General features: G+C 75.1%; 18 protein-coding genes and 2 pseudogenes. 16 read left to right on the top strand and 4 right to left on the bottom strand.

All coding sequences use genetic code 11. The annotated features are described in order from the left end of the window. Positions 1 to 97: 97 nt before the first annotated feature. The 4 genes from hisB to priA are packed head-to-tail and all read left to right on the top strand — an operon-like array spanning position 98 to position 2,658. Positions 98 to 706, top strand: coding sequence for an imidazoleglycerol-phosphate dehydratase HisB (hisB, locus tag SJY06_RS16065; RefSeq protein ID WP_380168538.1), 609 nt, complete (start codon positions 98 to 100; stop codon positions 704 to 706). Further along, positions 703 to 1,401: an imidazole glycerol phosphate synthase subunit HisH gene (gene hisH / locus SJY06_RS16060; protein ID WP_380168537.1), complete on the top strand. Its 699-nt coding sequence runs from the start codon at positions 703 to 705 to the stop codon at positions 1,399 to 1,401. Before hisB ends, hisH begins: the two co-directional genes overlap by 4 nt. A gap of 52 nt (positions 1,402 to 1,453) precedes the next feature. Beyond that, positions 1,454 to 1,828: a hypothetical protein gene (locus SJY06_RS16055; RefSeq protein WP_380168536.1), complete on the top strand. Its 375-nt coding sequence runs from the start codon at positions 1,454 to 1,456 to the stop codon at positions 1,826 to 1,828. Next, on the top strand, positions 1,825 to 2,658 hold the full coding sequence (priA, locus tag SJY06_RS16050; protein WP_380168535.1) for a bifunctional 1-(5-phosphoribosyl)-5-((5-phosphoribosylamino)methylideneamino)imidazole-4-carboxamide isomerase/phosphoribosylanthranilate isomerase PriA: 834 nt from the start codon (positions 1,825 to 1,827) through the stop codon (positions 2,656 to 2,658). The genes SJY06_RS16055 and priA overlap by 4 nt, the downstream gene beginning before the upstream one ends. 162 nt (positions 2,659 to 2,820) lie before the next feature. On the opposite strand, the gene SJY06_RS16045 is transcribed toward priA, so the two are convergent. Then, positions 2,821 to 4,395, bottom strand: a complete 1,575-nt coding sequence (locus tag SJY06_RS16045) for a catalase (protein ID WP_380168534.1) — start codon at positions 4,393 to 4,395, stop codon at positions 2,821 to 2,823. A 171-nt stretch (positions 4,396 to 4,566) separates the two neighbouring features. On the opposite strand from SJY06_RS16045, the gene SJY06_RS16040 reads away from it, so the two are divergent. Continuing rightward, on the top strand, positions 4,567 to 5,895 hold the full coding sequence (locus SJY06_RS16040; protein ID WP_380168533.1) for an MFS transporter: 1,329 nt from the start codon (positions 4,567 to 4,569) through the stop codon (positions 5,893 to 5,895). On the opposite strand, the gene SJY06_RS16035 is transcribed toward SJY06_RS16040, so the two are convergent. Beyond that, the gene (locus SJY06_RS16035) at positions 5,876 to 6,259 is read right to left on the bottom strand and encodes a DUF1844 domain-containing protein (RefSeq protein WP_380168532.1); all 384 of its coding nucleotides are present in this window, start codon (positions 6,257 to 6,259) and stop codon (positions 5,876 to 5,878) included. The two genes, SJY06_RS16040 and SJY06_RS16035, sit on opposite strands and share 20 nt — an antisense overlap. A gap of 137 nt (positions 6,260 to 6,396) precedes the next feature. Here SJY06_RS16035 and infC point away from each other — a divergent pair, with 137 nt between their 5' ends. From infC to SJY06_RS15980, 11 genes are all read left to right on the top strand, one after another. Continuing rightward, a complete protein-coding gene (gene infC, locus SJY06_RS16030) occupies positions 6,397 to 7,158 on the top strand; it encodes a translation initiation factor IF-3 (protein WP_380168531.1) in 762 nt (253 codons plus the stop codon). Between the two features lie 61 nt (positions 7,159 to 7,219). Then, positions 7,220 to 7,414, top strand: a complete 195-nt coding sequence (gene rpmI, locus SJY06_RS16025) for a 50S ribosomal protein L35 (protein ID WP_380168530.1) — start codon at positions 7,220 to 7,222, stop codon at positions 7,412 to 7,414. 59 nt (positions 7,415 to 7,473) lie between these two features. Further along, positions 7,474 to 7,863, top strand: a complete 390-nt coding sequence (gene rplT, locus SJY06_RS16020) for a 50S ribosomal protein L20 (RefSeq protein ID WP_380168529.1) — start codon at positions 7,474 to 7,476, stop codon at positions 7,861 to 7,863. Positions 7,864 to 7,892: 29 nt separating this feature from the next. Then, on the top strand, positions 7,893 to 8,744 hold the full coding sequence (locus tag SJY06_RS16015) for a TrmH family RNA methyltransferase (protein ID WP_380168528.1): 852 nt from the start codon (positions 7,893 to 7,895) through the stop codon (positions 8,742 to 8,744). 103 nt (positions 8,745 to 8,847) lie between these two features. Further along, complete coding sequence (gene pheS, locus SJY06_RS16010) at positions 8,848 to 9,990, top strand: phenylalanine--tRNA ligase subunit alpha (protein WP_380168527.1); 1,143 nt, start codon at positions 8,848 to 8,850, stop codon at positions 9,988 to 9,990. After that, the gene (gene pheT, locus SJY06_RS16005) at positions 9,990 to 12,548 is read left to right on the top strand and encodes a phenylalanine--tRNA ligase subunit beta (protein ID WP_380168526.1); all 2,559 of its coding nucleotides are present in this window, start codon (positions 9,990 to 9,992) and stop codon (positions 12,546 to 12,548) included. Before pheS ends, pheT begins: the two co-directional genes overlap by 1 nt. A 136-nt stretch (positions 12,549 to 12,684) precedes the next feature. Beyond that, on the top strand, positions 12,685 to 13,341 hold the full coding sequence (locus tag SJY06_RS16000; protein ID WP_380168525.1) for a GNAT family N-acetyltransferase: 657 nt from the start codon (positions 12,685 to 12,687) through the stop codon (positions 13,339 to 13,341). 22 nt (positions 13,342 to 13,363) lie between these two features. After that, positions 13,364 to 14,425, top strand: coding sequence for an N-acetyl-gamma-glutamyl-phosphate reductase (gene argC, locus SJY06_RS15995; protein WP_380168524.1), 1,062 nt, complete (start codon positions 13,364 to 13,366; stop codon positions 14,423 to 14,425). Beyond that, positions 14,422 to 15,603: a bifunctional glutamate N-acetyltransferase/amino-acid acetyltransferase ArgJ gene (argJ, locus tag SJY06_RS15990; protein ID WP_380168523.1), complete on the top strand. Its 1,182-nt coding sequence runs from the start codon at positions 14,422 to 14,424 to the stop codon at positions 15,601 to 15,603. Before argC ends, argJ begins: the two co-directional genes overlap by 4 nt. Continuing rightward, positions 15,600 to 16,565 carry an acetylglutamate kinase gene (gene argB, locus SJY06_RS15985; RefSeq protein ID WP_380168522.1) on the top strand — a complete coding sequence of 322 codons (966 nt, stop codon included), beginning with the start codon at positions 15,600 to 15,602 and terminating at the stop codon, positions 16,563 to 16,565. Before argJ ends, argB begins: the two co-directional genes overlap by 4 nt. Before the next feature lie 44 nt (positions 16,566 to 16,609). Then, positions 16,610 to 16,801 carry a hypothetical protein gene (locus SJY06_RS15980; protein ID WP_380168521.1) on the top strand — a complete coding sequence of 64 codons (192 nt, stop codon included), beginning with the start codon at positions 16,610 to 16,612 and terminating at the stop codon, positions 16,799 to 16,801. A 15-nt stretch (positions 16,802 to 16,816) separates the two neighbouring features. Here the strand turns inward: SJY06_RS15980 and SJY06_RS15975 are convergent. Both SJY06_RS15975 and SJY06_RS15970 read right to left on the bottom strand, forming a co-directional pair. Next, a pseudogene (locus SJY06_RS15975) lies at positions 16,817 to 17,380 on the bottom strand (asparaginase); the annotation flags it as partial. 28 nt (positions 17,381 to 17,408) lie between these two features. Beyond that, positions 17,409 to 17,906, bottom strand: a pseudogene (locus tag SJY06_RS15970) (asparaginase); the annotation flags it as partial. Positions 17,907 to 17,929: the final 23 nt, after the last annotated feature.

The raw sequence follows: 17,929 nt of genomic DNA, 5'->3' as shown, positions 1-17,929 counted from the left end.
CCGGTAGCGTCGGGCCCGGACGGGCACCACCCGGCCCCCGACCACCCGCCCGACCCACCAGCCAGGACCCACCCGGACCCACCCCCAGGAGCCCCACGTGAGCACGCCGTCGCGGACCGCACGCATCGAACGAGCCACCAAGGAGAGCCGCGTCCTCGTCGAGCTCGACCTCGACGGCACGGGCCGGTCGGAGGTGTCGACCGGGGTCCGCTTCTTCGACCACATGCTCAAGACGTTCTCCCGGCACTCCCTGGTTGACCTGCGGGTCGAGGCCGACGGCGACACCGACGTCGACGCCCACCACACCGTGGAGGACGTCGCGATCGTCCTGGGCCAGGCCATCGACCAGGCCCTGGGCGACAAGGCCGGGATCCGTCGTTTCGGCGACGCGACGGTGCCGTTGGACGAGTGCCTGGCCATGGCGGCGGTCGACCTGGCCGGGCGGGCCTACTGCGTGCAGGAGGGCGAGCCCGCCGGGCAGGAGCACGTCCTCATCGGCGGGCACTACGTCGGCTCGCTCACCCGGCACGTGCTGGAGGCGCTGGCCCACAACGCCCGCATCGCCGTCCACGTCCGGGTGCTGTCCGGCCGCGACCCCCACCACGTCGTCGAGGCCCAGTTCAAGGCGCTCGCCCGGGCCTTCCGCGCCGCCGTCGAGCCCGACCCGCGCGTGGGCGGGGTCCCCAGCGAGAAGGGCGCCCTGTGACGGAGGCCGCCCGGCCCACCGTGGTCGTGATGGACCACGGCTCGGGCAACGTCCGCTCCGCCGTCCGTGCGCTCGAGCGGGCCGGTGCGGACGTCAGCCTGACCGCCGACCACGACGAGTCGATGGCCGCCGACGGGCTGGTCGTGCCCGGTGTCGGCGCCTTCGCCGCGGTCGTCGAGGGCGTCCGGGCCGTCGGCGGGGACCGCGTCGTCGGCCGACGCCTGGCGGGCGGTCGTCCCGTGCTCGGGATCTGCGTCGGCCTGCAGGTGATGTTCGAGGCGTCCACCGAGCCCGGGGCGGGTCACCGCGACGGCCTGGCGCAGTGGCCCGGCACGGTCCGCCGGCTGCCGGCCGACCGTGTGCCGCACATGGGGTGGAACACCGTGGACGTCGCCCCGGGCAGCCGGCTGTTCGAGGGCCTGGCCGACGAGCGGTTCTACTTCGTGCACTCCTACGCCGTGCTCGCCCCCGGCCAGCCGCCGGTGACGGGGGAGGAGCCCGACGCCGAGCACGTCGCCGACCTGGGCAACGACCGGATCCCGGCGCCGCTGGTCACCTACGCCGAGCACGGCGGGGTGCGGTTCGTGGCGGCGGTGGAGAACGGGGCCCTGACGGCCACCCAGTTCCACCCCGAGAAGTCCGGCGACGCCGGGGCGGCCCTGCTGGCCGGCTGGGTCGGCTCGCTGCGCGCCTGACCCGTCGGTCGGGCAGCGGACGAGCAGCGGGCGAGCAGCGGATGAGCAGGGCATGAGCCGGGAGCGCGCCCGGCGACGGGCGGCGCGCGAGGCCGAGGCCGCCGCGGCCCGCGACCGGTCGGAGCGCGACCGGCTGGCCACGGTGGAGCGTCGCGGGCGTCGGGAGGCCCGGGCCCGGTCGTTCCGGCGGGCGCTGGGCATCCGGCCCACCAAGGTCCGCTCGGCCACCCGACGGGCCGCCCGGCGGCGCTGGCTGCCGGTCCTGGCCGTCCTCGTGCTGGCGCACCTGCTGCTGTGGTTCCTGGTCCGTGACGCACGCGCCAGCCTGGTCGGGCTGGGGGTCACCCTGCTCGCGGCGCCGCTGCTGTGGGTGGTGGTGACCGACTCCGCGCGCGGGCGCCGGCTGGGCTACCGTCGGCGTCCGTGACCACGCCCGACGCCTCCGCGACCCCGTCCGTCCCCGCCGCCGAGAGGTCGGGCCAGGCGCCCGGACCGCAGGCCGGGCCCACCGGGACCGCCCGCCCCACCGGTCGGCTGGAGCTGCTGCCGGCGGTCGACGTCGCCGACGGCCAGGCCGTGCGCCTCGTCCAGGGCGAGGCCGGCTCCGAGACCTCCTACGGCGACCCGCTCGACGCGGCGCTGGCCTGGGTCCGTGACGGGGCCGAGTGGATCCACCTGGTCGACCTGGACGCGGCCTTCGGTCGCGGCAGCAACGCCGAGGCCCTGGCCGCCGTGGTGCGGGCCGTCGACGATGCGGGGGTCGCCGTCGAGCTGTCGGGCGGGATCCGTGACGACGAGTCCCTGGCCCGGGCGCTGGCCACCGGCTGCCGCCGCGTCAACCTGGGCACGGCGGCGCTGGAGGACCCGGACTGGACGCGCCGCGCCATCGCCGAGCACGGCGACCGGATCGCCGTCGGCCTGGACGTGCGGGGCACCACCCTGGCCGCCCGGGGCTGGACCTCGGAGGGGGGCGACCTGTGGGAGACCCTGGCCCGCCTGGACGCCGACGGCTGCGCCCGGTACGTGGTCACGGACGTGACCAAGGACGGCACGATGCGCGGCCCGAACGTCGACCTGCTCCGCCAGGTGTGCGCGGCGACGGACAAGCCGGTCGTGGCCTCCGGCGGCATCAGCAGCCTGGCCGACCTCGAGGCGCTGCGGGCGATCGTGGGCGAGGGGCTCGAGGGCGCCATCGTGGGCAAGGCCCTCTACGCGGGCGCCTTCACCCTGCCCGAGGCGCTTGCCGTCGCCGGCTGAGGGCCCGCATCCCGACGCAACGGCACTCTCCGTCGGTCGCGTACCGACGCAACGGCACTCTGCGTCGCTCTACCCGACGCAACGGCACCCTGCGTCGGACGCGTTCCGACGCAGGGTGCCGTTGTGTCGCTGGTCAGGGGTGGCCGTGGCCCACCCGGACGCTCAGGCCATGCCGGCCCGGTCGCGCACGTCGACCTCGTCCGCGTCCGCGTTCACGTTGTCCGACGGGCCCGTGACGCCGTCACCGGGCTCCGGGGCGCCGCCGTCGCCACCGGCCAGGGCGCCGCGGACGACGTTCTCGATCCGGGTGCCCATGCCCTCGTCGACGTTCTTCCAGTACTGGAACGCGCGCTCCAGCACCGGCTCGCTCACCGCGTTCAGCAGGTGGCCGGTGACGTTGGTCAGGAAGCGCTCCCGCGCCGCGTCGTCGAACACCTCCATGAGCAGGGTGCGGGCCTGGCCGAAGTCGTCGTCCTCTGCGTGCAGCGTCTCGGCCTCACGCGTCATCGACCCGGCCGCGTCCCAGCCGGCCATCGGCCCGGCCTTCGCCGGGTCCGCGGCCGCCCCGCCGCGGGAGTTGGGCGCGTAGACCGGCGCGTCGCCGTCGTGCTGGAAGCGCATCGCGCCGTCCTTGGAGTACGAGTTCACCGTCGCCGCGCGGGGGGCGTTCGGCGGCAGCTGGTTGTAGTTGGCGCCGATGCGGTAGCGGTGGGCGTCGGCGTAGGAGAACAGCCGGCCGACCAGCATCCGGTCCGGGCTGGGGCCGATGCCGGGCACGAAGTTGCTGGGCTCGAACGCCGCCTGCTCGATGTCGACGTGGTAGTTGGCCGGGTTGCGGTTGAGCTCCAGGGTCCCGACGTCGATGAGCGGGTAGTCCTTCTGCGACACGGTCTTGGTGACGTCGAAGGGGTTGAACCGGTAACCGGCCGCGTCCTCGAACGGGATGATCTGCACCTTGAGCGACCAGGTCGGGTAGTTGCCGTCCTCGATGGCCTGGAACAGGTCCCGGCGGTGGAAGTCGCCGTCCTGGCCCGCCATGGCGTCACCCTCGTCCTGGGTGAAGAACTCGTGGCCCTGGTTGGTCTTGAAGTGGTACTTCACCCACGACCGGACGCCCTCGGCGTTGATCCACATGAACGTGTGCGAGCCGTAGCCGTTCATCGTCCGCCACGACTTCGGCAGGCCGCGGTCGCCCATCAGCCAGGTCACCTGGTGCGCGGACTCCGGGGACAGCGACCAGAAGTCCCACTGCATGTCGTGGTCGCGCAGCCCGGTCTGCGGGTCGCGCTTCTGGGAGCGGATGAAGTCCTGGAACTTCATCGGGTCCCGCACGAAGAACACGGGCGTGTTGTTGCCGACCAGGTCGTAGTTGCCGTCCTCGGTGTAGAACTTCAGCGAGAAGCCGCGCGGGTCGCGCCAGGTGTCGGGGGAGCCCTGCTCGCCGGCGACGGAGCTGAAGCGAAGCAGCGTCTCGGTCTCGGCGCCGGGCTGGAAGACCTTCGCCATCGTGTACTGCGACACGTCGTTCGTCACGGTGAACCGCCCGAACGCGCCCCCGCCCTTGGCGTGCACGACCCGCTCCGGGACGCGCTCGCGGTTGAACTGGGCCATCTTCTCGATCAGGTAGTGGTCCTGCAGCAGCAGCGGGCCCGCGGGCCCCACCGTCATCGAGTGCTCGTCGCTGTGGACCGGTGCCCCGGCGGTGGTGGTCGTCGCCGGTGTCTGGTCGGTGCTCATGTGCGCTCCTCGCGATCGGTGGTGGTGTGCGCGTGCCTGGCTCGTAGGACTGGTACCCCGGACGGGGCGGTCGGACACCTGTCGAGCCGTCCCGCCAGGACAGCACGGCAACTGGAATGGTTCAAGATGACGCGACCGCAGGTGTCGGTGCCGTGCCCGACACTGGGCGCCGTGAGCAGCACCGAGATCGAGTCCCGAGGACCCGGCGCCTACCGCGAGGTCCTCGCCGTCCCGGGCATGAGGGCCCTGTACCTGGTCGGGGTGCTGGCCCGCGTCCCGCACGTCGGGGGCGGGCTTGCGCTCACCCTGTACGTCACCGAAGGCCTGGGGCGCGGCTACTTCGAGGCCGGCCTCGTGACCGCCGCCCTCACCATCGGCATCGCCTTCGGAAGCCCGTGGCGGGGCCGGCTGGTCGACCGGGTGGGGCTGCGCCGGGCGCTGGTCCCCAGCGTCGTGGCCATGCCGCTGCTGTGGACCGCGGCCGCGTTCAGCCCGTACTGGCTGCTGATCCCCGTGGCCCTGGTGGCCGGGGCCCTGGCCGTGCCGGTCTTCACCGTGCTGCGCCAGGCCATCGGCGTCATCGTCCCCCTGCGCTCGCGCCGAGCCGCCTTCGCCATGGACTCGGTGCTGGTCGAGGCCAGCTTCGTCGCCGGTCCGCCGCTGGTGGTGATCGGCGTCCTGCAGGTCGGGGCCCCGGCCGCGCTGATCGCGATCGGCGTGGGCGAGGCGCTGGCGGGGGTCCTGCTGGCCCTGCTCAACCCGCAGCTGCGGAGCCGGCCGGGGGATCCGGGGGCCGGCGGCGTCGGCGTGCAGCAGCGACCCGACGGCGAGGCCGACGTCGCGGCCGGGCTGACCGGCGGTGACGACCGGCGGCTGCGCCGGCTCCGGCTGCCGCTGCCGGCCTGGATGAGCCCGGGCCTGATGGCCATGTACGCCTGCTCGTTCGGGACGGCGTTCGTCCTGTCCGGCTCCGAGGTCGGCGTCATCGCGCTGCTGCGGGGCCTGGAGCGCGTCGACCTGGTGGGCTGGGTGTTCGCCGTGTGGGGCGTCGCCTCGGGCGCGGGTGGCCTGGTCTACGGCGCGATGCGACGGGGGGCCTCGAGCCCGCTGGTCCTGCTGGCCTGGCTGTCGCTGGCCACGCTGCCGCTGGCCCTGGCGGTGGACCCGCTGCTGCTGTTCCTGCTGGTGGTGCCGGCCGGGGTGCTGGTCGCCCCCACGCTGTCGGCCAGCGCGGACGGGGTGAGCCGTCGGGTGGGGGAGCGGAACCGGGGCGAGGCGATGGGCTGGCACGGCTCGGCGACCACGGCCGGGTTCAGCCTGGGGGCGCCGCTGGCCGGAGGGGCGGCGGACCTGCTCGGCCCGTGGAGCGCGTTCGTGCTGGTGGCGGTGGTCTCGGGGTCGCTGGCGCTGGTCGCGCTCGGGATGGTGCGGCGCCACCGGACGTCGGTGGCGCGGACGTCGGCGGAGCAGGCGGACGACGTCAGCGCACCGGGCCGGTGAGCTTCTCGCCCGGGCCCTGGCCCGGCGCGTCCGGCACCACCGACGCCTCCCGGAACGCCAGCTGCAGCGACCGCAGCCCGTCGCGCAGGGCCCGGGCGTGCTGCGACCCGATCTCGGGTGCGGCCGCGGTCACCAGCCCCGCCAGGGACGTGATGAGGCTGCGCGCCTCGGCCAGGTCCATCAGGTCCGCCGGCGTCAGCGGGGCGCCGTCCTCGCCGACCGCCCCGTCCAGGTCGGCCGGGGACACCAGGCCGCACTTGACCGCGGCGGCGCTCATCAGGTGCACGGCGGCCGTGGTGATGACCTCCACGGCAGGGACGTCGGCCAGGTCACGTGCCACGTCGGGCAGGGGGTCGGGGCTCACCCTGCTACCCTGGCAGCCGACCAGCCGTCACGGGTAACCGGGACGGCAGCAAGCGGAGGCCACTCCCACCCGGACACCCACGGTGTCCGCGGTTCAGGTCCACGGGCGGGACGACACCAGTCTGACCACCCGAGCACGTGTGCAACAGCTGTCGTCCCCGCGCGCCGGACCCGGCCAGTGCTTGCCCCGTGGCAGCCGCCGGGTCGACAGGCCGCCGGACAGACCACAGACCCTCACCGAGGAGCACGCACATCACCGAGCCACGTATCAACGACCGCATCCGTGTCCCCGAGGTCCGACTCGTCGGGCCGAACGGCGAGCAGGTCGGGATCGTCCGCATCGAACAGGCCATGAAGCTCGCGACTGAGTCCGAGCTCGACCTGGTCGAGGTGGCCCCCGAGGCCCGCCCGCCGGTCGTCAAGCTCATGGACTTCGGCAAGTTCAAGTACGAGTCGGCCATGAAGGAGCGTGCGGCCCGCAAGAACCAGGCCAACACGGTCCTCAAGGAGATCCGCTACCGGCTCAAGATCGACGACCACGACTACGCCACCAAGACGGGTCACGTGACCCGGTTCCTCAAGGCCGGCGACAAGGTCAAGGTCATGATCATGTTCCGCGGTCGCGAGCAGTCCCGGCCCGAGATGGGTCTGCGTCTGCTGCAGCGCGTCGCGGCGGACGTCGAGGACCTCGGTTCGGTGGAGTCCACCCCGCGGGTCGACGGTCGCAACATGGTCATGGTCATCGGTCCGCACAAGAAGAAGGCCGAGGTCAAGACCGAGGCCAAGGCGGCCAAGCAGGCCGAGAAGGACGCCGCCCGGGCCGAGGCCACCGCCCCTGCCCCCGCGGCCCCGGCGGCCGAGGTCGAGGCCTCCGCCACCACCGACGCCCCGCAGGCCTGAACCGAGTCCTGCGACACCGGGCCGCCGCCCCGCGGCCCACGACACAGACAGGAGCACCACGGTGCCGAAGATGAAGACGCACTCCGGTGCGAAGAAGCGCATCAAGGTGACTGGCTCGGGCAAGCTCATGCGTGAGCAGGCCAACAACCAGCACCTCTTCGAGCACAAGAGCTCGCGGCGCAAGCGCAAGCTGAACGTCGACCAGGTGCTGTCCAAGGCGGACACGCGCAACGCGAAGAAGCTGCTCGGTCTCTGAGCCCTCCCTCGCACGTCCGGGTCGGCAGCGACCTCCCCACGAACTAGCAGGAGCACCACATGGCACGCGTGAAGAGGGCAGTGAATGCCCACAAGAAGCGCCGCGAGGTCCTCGAGAAGGCCAGCGGCTACCGGGGTCAGCGTTCGCGCCTGTACCGCAAGGCCAAGGAGCAGCTGCTCCACTCCGGCGTCTACTCCTACCGCGACCGCAAGGCGCGCAAGGGTGACTTCCGGCGGCTGTGGATCCAGCGCATCAACGCTGCGGCCCGCGCCAACGGCATCACGTACAACCGCTTCATCCAGGGCCTGAACGCCGCCGGCATCGAGGTCGACCGTCGCATGCTCGCCGAGCTCGCCGTGAACGACGAGGCGGCCTTCGCGGTCCTCGTCGAGGCGGCCAAGACGGCCCTGCCGGCCAACGCCAAGCCGGCCGCCGACAAGGCCGCCTGAGCGGTCTGCCGGACCCAGGCACCACGCACGTGACCGAGCGCCCGGAGGCGCCGGAGCTCACCAACCCCCGTGCCGAACGGGTGAAGAAGGTGGCCCGGCTCTCCGGGCGCTCGGTGCGTCAGGCCACCGGCCGGTTCCTCGTGGAGGGCCACGGGCCGGTCACCGAGCTGCTGGCCGCCGTGGTGGACCCGGACGCCGCCGTCGGGGTGGTCGTCGACACCCTGTACGTGGGCCTGGACGCCGACCCCGGCTACGCGCGGGCAGCGACCGCCGCCGGGGTCGAGGTGCGCACCGCCAGCGCCGAGGTGCTGGCCGCCATGGCCGACGCGGTCACCCCGCAGCACGTCCTGGCCGTCGCGCACCGGGTGGACGTGGACCTGGCCCAGGTGCTGGCCGGGCGGCCCCGCACCCTGGTGGTGCTGGCCCGGGTCCGGGACCCCGGCAACGCCGGCACGGTCATCCGGGCCGCCGACGCCTCGGGCGCCGACGCCGTGGTGCTGACCACGGAGTCGGTGGACGTCCACGGGCCCAAGGTCGTGCGCTCGACCGCGGGCAGCCTCTTCCACGTGCCCGTCGTCACCGGGGTGCCGCTGGCGGACGTGGTGGCCGCCTGCCGGCAGGGCGGTCTGGCCACGCTCGCCACGGCGGCGGACGGCCGGCAGGACCTCGACGACCTGCAGGACGAGGCCGCCGACGGTCGCGGGCTGCTCGTGGGCCCGCACGCCTGGCTGCTCGGCAACGAGGCCTGGGGACTGCCCGCCGAGGATGCCGCGCTGGCCGACACCACGGTGTCGGTCCCCATCCACGGCCACGCCGAGAGCCTCAACCTGGCCATGGCGGCCACGGTCTGCCTGTACGCCTCCGCCCGCGCCCGCCGTTGACGGGCCGCCCGCTGACGGGCCGCACGCTGACGCGGCGCCCGGTGGCGCTCGCCCGCGATACCCGGGCGCGCGGGGCGGCGGCCCGCACCTAGACTCCGCAACCGTGTCCGGCCAGCCTCACCACGCCCCCGACGGAGCCCCCACCACGGCTCCGCCCGACGGTCAGCCCGTCGCCCCGCTCGAGCTGACCGAGGAGGCCGTCGGCGCCGCCGTCGCCGCCGCCCTGGCCGCTGCGGCCGGGGCCGGGGACCTCGACGGCCTCAAGCAGGTCCGGCTCGCGCACGCCGGCGACCGCTCCCCGCTGGCCCTGGCCAACCGGTCCATCGGGCAGCTGCCCGGCAGCGAGAAGGCCGCGGCCGGCAAGCTCGTCGGCCAGGCCCGGGGCCAGGTCACCACGGCCCTGGCCGCGCGGCAGGTGGAGCTCGAGGCCGAGCGCGACGCCCGCATCCTCACCGAGGAGGCCGTCGACGTCACCCTGCCGACCGAGCGTCGGGCCCCCGGGGCCGCCCACCCGCTGACCGCCCTGACCGACCGGGTCGTCGACGTCTTCACGGCCATGGGCTGGGAGGTGGCCGAGGGCCCCGAGGTCGAGGCCGAGTGGTTCAACTTCGACGCCCTCAACTTCGACGCCGACCACCCCGCCCGCCAGATGCAGGACACGTTCTACGTCGAGCCGCGCGAGGCCAACCTGGTGCTGCGCACCCACACCTCGCCCGTGCAGGCCCGCTCGCTGCTGGCCCGCGGGGTGCCGGTCTACGTCATCGCCCCCGGGCGCACCTTCCGCACCGACGAGCTGGACGCCACGCACACGCCGGTGTTCCACCAGGTCGAGGGCCTGGCCGTCGACCGGGGCCTGACGATGGCCGACCTCAAGGGCACCCTGACCCACTTCGCCCGCGCGATGTTCGGCGACGCCGTGACCACGCGCCTGCGGCCCGCCTACTTCCCCTTCACCGAGCCCAGTGCCGAGGTCGACCTGCGCTGCTTCGTCTGCGCGGCGCGCACCGGCACGGTCGACCCCGGCTGCCGCACCTGCGGCGGGACCGGGTGGATCGAGTGGGGCGGCTGCGGCATGGTCAACCAGAACGTCCTGGTGGCCTGCGGCGTCGACCCGGCCGTGTACTCCGGTTTCGCGTTCGGCATGGGCATCGAGCGGACCCTGATGTTCCGCAACGGGGTCGCCGACATGCGCGACATGGTCGAGGGCGACGTCCGCTTCGCCCGTCAGCTCGGAGGGATCGCCTGATGCGCGTACCGATGTCGTGGCTCGCCGAGCACGTGGACGTCCCGGCCGGGACCACGGCCGAGCAGGTGGCCGCGGACCTGGTCCGGGTCGGCCTGGAGGAGGAGGGCATCCACGGCGGCGACGTCACCGGCCCCGTCGTGGTCGGCCGCGTCCTCACGATGCAGCCCGAGCCGCAGAAGAACGGCAAGACCATCAACTGGTGCACCGTCGACGTCGGCCCCAACGGGCCCGAGGGGACCAGCGAGCCCCGCGGCATCGTCTGCGGGGCCCACAACTTCGCGCCCGGTGACCTGGTCGTCGTGTCGCTGCCCGGGGCCGTCCTGGCCGGTGGGTTCGCCATCGCCTCCCGCAAGACGTACGGCCACGTGTCCGACGGCATGATCTGCTCCGCCGCCGAGCTGGGCCTGGGCGAGGACCACGACGGGATCATCGTGCTGACCCGCCTCGGTCACGACGCCGCCGACCTGGCCCCGGGCCAGGACGCGCTCGGGCTGCTGGGCCTGGCCGAGCGCACGGTCGAGGTCAACGTCACCCCCGACCGCGGGTACTGCCTGAGCGTGCGCGGCGTGGCCCGCGAGTACTCCCACAGCACCGGGCGGCCCTTCGCGGACCCGGTCGCGGACCTGGCGCCGGCGCCGAGCTCGGGGGAGGGGTACCCCGTCCGCGTCGAGGACGACGCCCCCATCCGTGGCCGTGTCGGCGCCGACCGCTTCGTGGCCCGCACCGTGCGCGGCATCGACCCCACGGCCGCCAGCCCCGCCTGGCTGACCCGGCGCCTGACCCAGGCCGGGATGCGCCCCATCAGCCTGGCCGTGGACGTCACCAACTACGTCATGCTCGCCCTCGGCCAGCCGCTGCACGCCTACGACCTGGCCCTGCTGTCGGGTCCGGTCGTGGTCCGGCGCGCCGGGTCCGGCGAGACGCTGCGCACCCTCGACGACGTCGAGCGGACCCTGCACACCGAGGACCTGCTCATCACCGACAGCGGCACCGGCGAGCCGGCCTCGCGGATCCTCGGCCTGGCCGGCGTGATGGGCGGGGCCGACACCGAGGTCAGCGACGCCACCCGCGACGTGCTCGTCGAGGCGGCGCACTTCGACGCCGTTAGCGTGGGCCGCACCGCGCGCCGGCACCGGCTGCCGAGCGAGGCCAGCAAGCGGTTCGAGCGCGGCGTCGACCCCCGGCTCGCCCCCGCGGCGGCCGAGCTCGCGGTCCGGTTGCTGGTCGAGCACGGCGGCGGCACGGCCGAGCAGGCGTGGACCGACCTCGACCAGGTCGAGGCGCCGGCGGTCATCACCCTGGACCCGGCCTTCCCGGCCCGGCTGGTCGGAGTGGACTACACCGGTGAGCAGGTCGTGGACACGCTGGTGGCCATCGGCTGCGAGGTCACCGAGCAGCCGGGCGGCCCGCTGCTGGTCACCCCGCCGTCGTGGCGCCCCGACCTGACCGGCGCCCCCGACCTGACCGAGGAGGTGGCGCGGCTGCGCGGCTACGACGCCATCCCCGAGCGCGTCCCCACCCCGCCGCCCGGTGGCGGCCTCACCGAGGCGCAGCGGACGGTCCGGCGGGTCCGTGACCACCTGGTCTCCAACGGACTGGTCGAGGTGCTGTCGTACCCGTTCGTCGCGCCCACCGCCCACGACGTCCTCGAGCTGCCCGCCGACGACGCCCGGCGCCGGGCCCTGCGCCTGGCCAACCCGCTGAGCGACGAGCAGCCGGAGATGCGCACCAACCTGCTGACGCCGCTGCTGGACACGGCGGTCCGCAACCTGGGTCGGGGCGAGACCGACCTGGCCGTCTTCGAGGTCGGCCTGGTCGTCCGGCCGTCGCCGGAGGTCGCGCCCGCCGGGGTGCCCGGGACCGCCGGCCGGCCGAGCGACGACGAGCTGGCCGCCCTCGACGCGGCGCTGCCCGACCAGCCCCGGCGCCTGGCTGCCGTCCTGGCCGGGCAGGCGGAGCCGGCCGGGTGGCAGGGCCCCGGGCGACCGGTGGGCTGGGACGACGCCGTGCACGTCGCCCGGCAGGTCGCCTCGGCCGCCGGGACCGAGCTGACGGTGACCCCGGACGAGCACGCCCCCTGGCACCCGGGACGCTGCGCGGCGCTGCACGTCGCCGGGGCGGACGGGGACCCCGTGCTGGTGGGCCACGCCGGCGAGCTGCACCCGCGGGTGACCGCCCGCCTGGGGCTGCCGGCCCGCACCTGCGCCGTGGAGCTCGACCTGGACCAGGTGGTGACCGCCGGAGCCGGCGGCGTCGTCGAGGCGGAGCCGCTGTCCCGGCAGCCTGTGGCCAAGGAGGACCTGGCGCTGGTGGTCGACCGGTCCGTGCCGGCCGGGGCGGTGCAGGCGGCCCTGGTGCTCGGTGCGGGCGAGGTGCTGGAGTCGGTCCGGCTCTTCGACGTCTACACCGGGGCGCAGGTGGGCGAGGGTCGCAAGTCCCTGGCCTACGCCCTCCGGTTCCGGGCGCCGGACCGGACCCTGACCGCCGAGGAGGTGGCCGCGGCCCGCGCCGGGGCGCTGCGAGCGGCGGAGGCGGTCGGGGCCACGCTGCGCACCTGAGCCCGCCCGCCCCGCCGACGTCGGCCCCCCGGTCCCTGCTGGTCGGGGACCGGGGCGGAGTAGCGTCGGGCGCGCGGCGCACCGCGGTGCCCGTCGTGCACCCGGCAGCACGTGCCCGGGTGGGGTGGGAGGACCTATGACGCTCGGCTGGGACGACCTGCACCCGTTCTTCGGCCTGACCCTGCGCGCGCCGGGCGGGGTGGAGCTGCGCTACGTCGACGACGACCTGCTGCCGGCGCTGGCCTCCGTGGCGGCCGACGGCATCCACGACGCGTCCTGGCAGCCGCTGACGGAGTGGACCGACGTGAGCGACCTGGAGCGTGGCCGGGCCGTCGTCCAGCACGTCTGGCGCACGCGGGGCGCGCTGTCGGCCGAGGACTGGCTGCTGTCCTTCGCCGTGCTGCGTGACGGGGTGGTCGTCGGGCGGCAGGACCTGCAGTCGACGCGGTTCGCCCTCACCCGCGAGGTGGCCACGGGCTCCTGGCTGGGCCAGGTCCACCAGGGGCGGGGCACCGGCACCGCGATGCGGCTCGCGGTGCTGTCGCTGGCCTTCGACCACCTGGGGGCCGGGTCGGCCGTCACGGGCGCCTACAAGGACAACCTGGCCAGCGACCGGGTGTCGCAGAAGGCCGGCTACCTGCGCGACGGCGAGGCCGTCGAGGTCGTGCGGGGTGCCCGTCGTGAGGCCCGGCGCTACCGCATGAGCCTCGAGCGCTGGCGCGACCAGGGCCACCCGCAGGCGCAGGTCGAGGGCCTGACCCGTTCCGGCCGGGAGCTGCTGGGGGCCGACTGACGCCTGTGTATAGTCATGCACTGTGACGTATACAATGGCGCTGGCCGGGGCGAGCGGGTACGCGGGCGGCGAGATGCTCCGTCTGCTGCTGGGCCACCCCGAGCTCGAGGTGGGCGCGCTGACCGCCGCCGCCAGCGCGGGCAGCACGGTCGGTGAGCACCACCCCCACCTGCCGTCGCTGGCCGAACGGGTGCTGCAGCCGACGGACGCCGTGACGCTGGCCGGGCACGACGTGGTCGCCCTGGCCCTGCCCCACGGGCACAGCGCGGCCGTCGCCGCCCAGCTCGGTCCCGACGTCCTCGTCGTCGACCTGGCCGCCGACCACCGCCTCAGCGACGCCCGGGCCTGGCGGGAGTTCTACGGCGGCGAGCACGCCGGCGCGTGGCCGTACGCCCTGCCCGAGCTCGTGCTGGCCGACGGCAGCCGGCAGCGGCACCGGCTGCCGGGGCTCGACCCGCACGCCCCGGCCCGGCTCGCCGTGCCCGGCTGCTACCCGACGGCCGTGTCGCTCGCGCTCGCCCCCGGGTTCGCCGAGGGCCTGCTCGAGCCCGACGACGTCGTCGTGGTGGCCGCGTCGGGCACCACCGGTGCCGGTCGGGCCGCCAAGGCCCACCTGGCCGGCAGCGAGGTGATGGGTTCGATGAGCCCGTACGGCGTCGGCGGCGGGCACCGTCACACGCCCGAGGTCGAGCAGAACCTGACCCTGGCCGCGGGGGTCCCGGTGGGCGTCTCCTTCACCCCGACCCTCGCCCCCATGCCCCGGGGCATCCTCGCCACCTGCACCGCCCGCGTGGTCCCCGGCACCACCGCCGCGGCGCTGCGGGAAGCCTGGTCGGCGACCTACGCCGCCGAACCGTTCGTCCACCTGCTGCCCGAGGGTCGCTGGCCCCGGACCGCCGACACGCTGGGAGCCAACACCGTGCACCTGCAGGTCACCCTCGACCCCCGGGCCGGACGCGCCGTCGTGGTCGCCGCCGTCGACAACCTGACCAAGGGCACGGCCGGGGCCGCCGTGCAGGGTGTCAACCTCGCGCTGGGCCTGCCCGAGACCCTGGGCCTGAGCACCACCGGGCTCGCCCCGTGACCGGGCTGGGCGTCACCGCACCGGCCGGCTTCCGCGCCGGGGCCGCCACCGCCGGGCTCAAGCCGTCGGGGCGCCCGGACGTGGCGCTGCTGGTCAACGACGGCCCGCTGGACGCCGTCGCCGCGGTCTTCACCGCCAACCGCGCCCGGGCGCACCCGGTGCTGTGGAGCGAGCAGGTCGTGCGCAGCGGCAGCGCCCGCGCCGTGGCCGTCAACGCCGGCAACGCCAACTGCTACACGGGCCCCGACGGGTTTCTGGTGACCCACCGTACGGCCGAGCACGTGGCCGGACTGCTGGGCACCGCCGACCGCGAGGTCGGCGGCGGGGACGTCGTGGTGTGCTCCACCGGCATCATCGGCGTGCCGCTGGACACGGCCACCGTCCTGGCGGGCATGAGCGCCGCCGCCGCCGACCTGGGCGACGACGACGCCCACGCCCTGGCCGCCGCCACCGCGGTCATGACCACCGACACCCGGGCCAAGCAGGCCGTGCGCACCGCCGACGGGTGGACGGTGGGCGGGATGGCCAAGGGGGCGGGCATGCTCGCCCCCGGCCTGGCCACCATGCTCGTGCACCTGACCACGGACGCCGTGCTGGACGCCGCCGTGCTGGACGCCGCGCTGCGGGCCGCGACCCGGGTGACCTTCGACCGGCTGGATTCCGACGGCTGCATGTCGACCAACGACACCGTCACCCTGATGGCCTCCGGCGCCGGCGGCGTCACCCCCGACCAGGCCGCGTTCACGGCCGTGCTCACCGACCTCTGCCACGACCTGGCCATGCAGCTGCTGTCCGACGCCGAGGGTGCCGAGCACGACGTGGCCATCCGCGTCGTGCACGCCGCCACCGAGGACGACGGCGTCGAGGTGGGGCGGGCGATCGCCCGCAGCGCCCTGTTCAAGACCGCCATCTTCGGCCGCGACCCCAACTGGGGCCGCATCCTGGCCGCCGTGGGTACCACCGCGGCCGCGTTCGACCCGCTCGAGGTCGACGTGTCCGTCAACGGGGTGCAGGTCTGCCGGGCCGGCGGCCCAGGGGAGGACCGCGCCGGGGTCGACCTGTCCGGCCGCGAGGTGACGGTCCTCGTCGACCTGCACGCCGGCGACGCCGAGGCGACCGTGTGGACCAACGACCTGACCCACGCCTACGTCCACGAGAACTCGGCGTACACGACGTGAGCGGCACGCAGCCCGGCCGCCCGGCCCCGTCCCGGGGCACCACGGCCCGCCGCGCGGAGGAGCTCGAGTCCGCCGGGGCCAAGGCCGCCGTCCTGGTCGAGGCCCTGCCCTGGCTGGAGCAGCTGCAGGGCGCGCTCGTCGTGGTCAAGTACGGCGGCAACGCCATGGTCGACGACGAGCTGAAGGCCGCGTTCGCGGCCGACATCCTGTTCCTGCGCCTGGCCGGGCTGCGGCCGGTCGTGGTGCACGGCGGCGGACCCCAGATCAGCACGATGCTGGACCGGATGGGCATCGCCAGCGAGTTCCGCGGCGGGTACCGGGTCACCACGCCCGAGGCGATGGACGTCGTGCGGATGGTGCTCACGGGCTCGGTCGGGCGCGAGCTGGTCGGCCTGGTCAACGCCCACGGCCCGTACGCCGTCGGGATGTCGGGGGAGGACGCGGGGCTGCTCACCGCCCGCCGCCGGACCGCGACGGTGACCGACGACGACGGCAGCACGCACGAGGTGGACATCGGCCTGGTCGGGGACGTCGCCGACGTCGACGTCAGCTCGCTCATGGACCTGCTCGACGCCGGTCGCGTGCCGGTCGTGTCCAGCGTGGCCCCCGAGGTCGACGCCGCCGGGCAGCCCACCGGGCAGGTGCTCAACGTCAACGCCGACTCCGCCGCGGCCGCGCTCGCCGTCGCCCTGCGGGCCAGGAGGCTCGTGGTCCTGACCGACGTGGAGGGGCTGTACGCCGACTGGCCCGACCGGGCCAGCCTGCTGTCGCAGGTCAGCGCCGACGACCTGGAGCTGATGCTGCCGCGCCTGCAGAGCGGCATGGTGCCCAAGATGGCCGGCTGCCTGGAGGCCGTGCGCGGCGGGGTGCCCGCCGCGTACGTCATCGACGGGCGGCGGCCCCACAGCCTGCTCGTCGAGGTGTTCACCGACGCCGGGGCCGGCACGATGGTGACCGCCTGAGGGGTGGGTCCGTGCTCCCAGGCGGGCGTCGTACCCTGCCGCCCATGACGAGCCCCGCCCCCACCTGCCCCCCGGGCACCGACGTCCGGGCTCGCCGCGGCGGGCCCGACCTGGGCCCCGCCGACGGCTGGCAGGCGCGGTTCCTCGGCTGGCTCAACCGCCGCCGCCGGCTGTCCGTGCTGGTGCCCGTGGTCGTCGTCGTCCTCGGGGCGCCCCACTCCTGCCCGTTCTGCTGAGCCCGTCCGGGCCCGTCAGCCCCACGGCAGCGCGACGACCGCACCGACCGGCTCGCCGTGACCCAGTACGGCGTCGGTCACCCCGGGCGTGGTCACCGGGACGTCCAGGCCGGCCCGCCGCATGCCCTCGGCCAGCAGCACCCCGCGAGCCCGGTCCGACCCGTCGAGCACCTTGACGGCCACGCCCACACCCGTGCCGTCGGGTGCGGCCCACCCGGCGGCGATGACGCCGTCGGCGCCGTCCTTGACGGCGACGCCGGGCAGGGCCCCCATCAGGGCGGTGTTGCGGCGCCCGGTGCCCCCGACCAGCCAGGGGTGGGCCAGCACCGCGTCGCGCACCCGGGCCTCCGGCGTCCCGGCCGGGGCGCCCGCCAGCGCCGCGTAGGCGCGCGCCAGCCCGGCCACGGTGGTGCCGAACGCCGGGGCGCCGCAGCCGTCGACGGCCACGGCGGGGGACACCGCCCCGGCGAGGCGGGCCGTGGTCGCCGCGATCGCCCGCTGCACCGGGTGCTCGGCCCCGGTGTAGCCCGCGGGGTCCCAGCCCGCCGCGACCGAGGCGGCCAGCATCCCCGCGTGGTTGCCCGAGCAGTTTCTGGGTCAGCGCGCAGGCGGTGCCCCCGCGGGCCCGCCACGCGAAGGCCGCCTCGGCGTCCACGGGCAGGTCCGGCGTGCCCCGCAGGTCGGACTCGGACAACCCGGCGTGGCCCAGCAGCCGGCGGACGACGTCCAGGTGGCCGGGCTCACCGGAGTGGCTGGCGCAGACGATCGCCAGCAGCTCGTCGTCGACCTCCAGGCCCACCTCGAGGAACGCCACCGCGTGCAGCAGCTTGAGCGCCGAGCGGGGCAGCAGCACCCACGACTCGTCACCCAGGTGAGCCACCAGGTCCCCGGGCTCGTCGTCGGGGGCCCCGGCCCCCAGCCGGACGGCGGCCCCCACGCCGTGGTGCAGGCACTCGACGACCCCGCTGCGGACGGTCACCGCGGCGGGGCGTCCGGCGGCGACCACCCGCGTCACGTCGAGGGGATCGGGGGTCGTGGTCGTACCGGGGTCGTGGGTCACGCCGGGAACCTGCCATACCGGCCGCGCGCGCCGCCACTCGGTCATGCGTTGGCATGTATAGTCATGCA

Origin of the sequence: Jannaschia sp. R86511, from assembly GCF_042466345.1 — a bacterium.
Classification (GTDB): domain Bacteria; phylum Actinomycetota; class Actinomycetes; order Actinomycetales; family JBBAYJ01; genus Aquipuribacter.
The sequence above is the reverse complement of the archived record's forward strand: the minus strand, read 5'-3'. Positions and strand labels throughout refer to the sequence as shown.